This is a genomic window from Streptomyces sp. NPDC004647, from assembly GCF_040609575.1.
Classification (GTDB): domain Bacteria; phylum Actinomycetota; class Actinomycetes; order Streptomycetales; family Streptomycetaceae; genus Streptomyces.
On sequence record NZ_JBEXKU010000162.1, the window covers coordinates 1883 to 5179 of the forward strand.

At 57.7% G+C, this 3297-nt stretch carries 1 rRNA gene; it reads left to right on the forward strand.

Annotated elements, in window-relative coordinates:
• Positions 1-149: 149 nt before the first annotated feature.
• Positions 150-3276: ribosomal RNA gene (locus tag ABZW18_RS34090) — 23S ribosomal RNA — on the forward strand.
• Positions 3277-3297 lie beyond the last annotated feature (21 nt).

A 3297-nucleotide genomic window follows, 5' to 3' on the forward strand; every position in this document is an offset into this window, starting at 1 on the left:
GGGTGTCGGGCGCGCTGTTGGGTGTCTGAGGGCACGGGCTGTTGCTCGTTTTGCCTTCGACGCCGGCCCCGGTGAACTCGCCTGTGATGGGTGGGGTGGTGGGTGGCTGGTCGTTGCTTGAGAACTGCACAGTGGACGCGAGCATCTGTGGCCAAGTTTTTAAGGGCGCACGGTGGATGCCTTGGTACCAGGAACCGATGAAGGACGTGGGAGGCCGCGATAGGCCCCGGGGAGCTGTCAACCGAGCTTTGATCCGGGGGTGTCCGAATGGGGAAACCCGGCAGTCGTCATGGGCTGTCACCCATACCTGAACACATAGGGTATGTGGAGGGAACGCGGGGAAGTGAAACATCTCAGTACCCGCAGGAAGAGAAAACAATAGTGATTCCGGGAGTAGTGGCGAGCGAAACTGGATGAGGCTAAACCAGTCACGTGTGATACCCGGCAGGGGTTGCGTGGTTGGGGTTGTGGGAGTTTTCTTGATCGGTCTGCCGGCCGGTCGGAGAGTGAGAAACCGTATGGATAGGCGAAGGGCATGCGAAAGGCCCGGCGTAGAGGGTAAGACCCCCGTAGCTGAAATCTGTACGGCTCTCTTGGAAACCACCCAAGTAGCACGGGGCCCGAGAAATCCCGTGTGAATCTGGCGGGACCACCCGCTAAGCCTAAATATTCCCTGGTGACCGATAGCGGATAGTACCGTGAGGGAATGGTGAAAAGTACCGCGGGAGCGGAGTGAAATAGTACCTGAAACCGTGTGCCTACAAGCCGTGGGAGCGTCGCCGTGTGTGCTTGCACATGCGGTCGTGACTGCGTGCCTTTTGAAGAATGAGCCTGCGAGTTTGCGGTGTGTTGCGAGGTTAACCCGTGTGGGGGAGCCGTAGCGAAAGCGAGTCCGAATAGGGCGTTCAGTAGCGCGCTCAAGACCCGAAGCGGAGTGATCTAGCCATGGGCAGGGTGAAGCGGCTGTAAGAGGTCGTGGAGGCCCGAACCCACCAGGGTTGAAAACCTGGGGGATGACCTGTGGTTAGGGGTGAAAGGCCAATCAAACTCCGTGATAGCTGGTTCTCCCCGAAATGCATTTAGGTGCAGCGTCGTGTGTTTCTTGCCGGAGGTAGAGCACTGGATAGGCGATGGGCCCTACCGGGTTACTGACCTTAGCCAAACTCCGAATGCCGGTAAGTGAGAGCGCGGCAGTGAGACTGTGGGGGATAAGCTCCATGGTCGAGAGGGAAACAGCCCAGAGCATCGACTAAGGCCCCTAAGCGTACGCTAAGTGGGAAAGGATGTGGAGTCGCAGAGACAACCAGGAGGTTGGCTTAGAAGCAGCCATCCTTGAAAGAGTGCGTAATAGCTCACTGGTCAAGTGATTCCGCGCCGACAATGTAGCGGGGCTCAAGCGTACCGCCGAAGTCGTGTCATTCCAGCATGTACCCCCAACGGGGGCTGGGATGGGTAGGGGAGCGTCGTGTGCCGGGTGAAGCAGCCGCGGAAGCGAGTTGTGGACGGTTCACGAGTGAGAATGCAGGCATGAGTAGCGATACACACGTGGGAAACGTGTGCGCCGATTGACTAAGGGTTCCTGGGTCAAGCTGATCTGCCCAGGGTAAGTCGGGACCTAAGGCGAGGCCGACAGGCGTAGTCGATGGACAACCGGTTGATATTCCGGTACCCGCTGTGAAGCGTCAACGCTGAATCTGGTGATGCTGAGGCCGTGAAGCCGCCCTTGAGTCCTTCGGGACGAGGGGGAGTGGTGGAGCCGCCGGACCAATCCAGTAGTAGGTGAGTGATGGGGTGACGCAGGAAGGTAGTCCAGCCCGGGCGGTGGTAGTCCCGGGGTAAGGGTGTAGGACGCCAGGTAGGTAAATCCGTCTGGCATATAAGTCTGAGACCTGATGCCGAGCCGATTGTGGCGAAGTGGATGATCCTATGCTGTCGAGAAAAGCCTCTAGCGAGTTTCATGGCGGCCCGTACCCTAAACCGACTCAGGTGGTCAGGTAGAGAATACCGAGGCGTTCGGGTGAACTATGGTTAAGGAACTCGGCAAAATGCCCCCGTAACTTCGGGAGAAGGGGGGCCATTGCTGGTGATCCGATTTTACTCGGTGAGCTGGTGGTGGCCGCAGAGACCAGCGAGAAGCGACTGTTTACTAAAAACACAGGTCCGTGCGAAGCCGTAAGGCGATGTATACGGACTGACGCCTGCCCGGTGCTGGAACGTTAAGGGGACCGGTTAGTCCTGCTTCGGCAGGGCGAAGCTGAGAACTTAAGCGCCAGTAAACGGCGGTGGTAACTATAACCATCCTAAGGTAGCGAAATTCCTTGTCGGGTAAGTTCCGACCTGCACGAATGGCGTAACGACTTCTCGACTGTCTCAACCATAGGCCCGGTGAAATTGCACTACGAGTAAAGATGCTCGTTTCGCGCAGCAGGACGGAAAGACCCCGGGACCTTTACTACAGCTTGATATTGGTGTTCGGTTCGGCTTGTGTAGGATAGGTGGGAGACTGTGAAGCATGCACGCCAGTGTGTGTGGAGTCATCGTTGAAATACCACTCTGGTCGTGCTGGATGTCTAACCTGGGTCCGTGATCCGGATCAGGGACAGTGTCTGGTGGGTAGTTTAACTGGGGCGGTTGCCTCCTAAAGAGTAACGGAGGCGCCCAAAGGTTCCCTCAGCCTGGTTGGCAATCAGGTGTTGAGTGTAAGTGCACAAGGGAGCTTGACTGTGAGACCGACGGGTCGAGCAGGGACGAAAGTCGGGACTAGTGATCCGGCGGTGGCTTGTGGAAGCGCCGTCGCTCAACGGATAAAAGGTACCCCGGGGATAACAGGCTGATCTTCCCCAAGAGTCCATATCGACGGGATGGTTTGGCACCTCGATGTCGGCTCGTCGCATCCTGGGGCTGGAGTCGGTCCCAAGGGTTGGGCTGTTCGCCCATTAAAGCGGTACGCGAGCTGGGTTTAGAACGTCGTGAGACAGTTCGGTCCCTATCCGCTGTGCGCGTAGGAGTCTTGAGAAGGGCTGTCCCTAGTACGAGAGGACCGGGACGGACGAACCTCTGGTGTGCCAGTTGTCCTGCCAAGGGCATGGCTGGTTGGCTACGTTCGGGAGGGATAACCGCTGAAAGCATCTAAGCGGGAAGCCTGCTTCGAGATGAGGACTCCCACCCCCGTTGAGGGGTTAAGGCTCCCAGTAGACGACTGGGTTGATAGGCCAGGTGTGGAAGGCAGGTAACTGCTGGAGCTGACTGGTACTAATAGGCCGAGGGCTTGTCCTCAGTTGCTCGCGTCCACTGTGT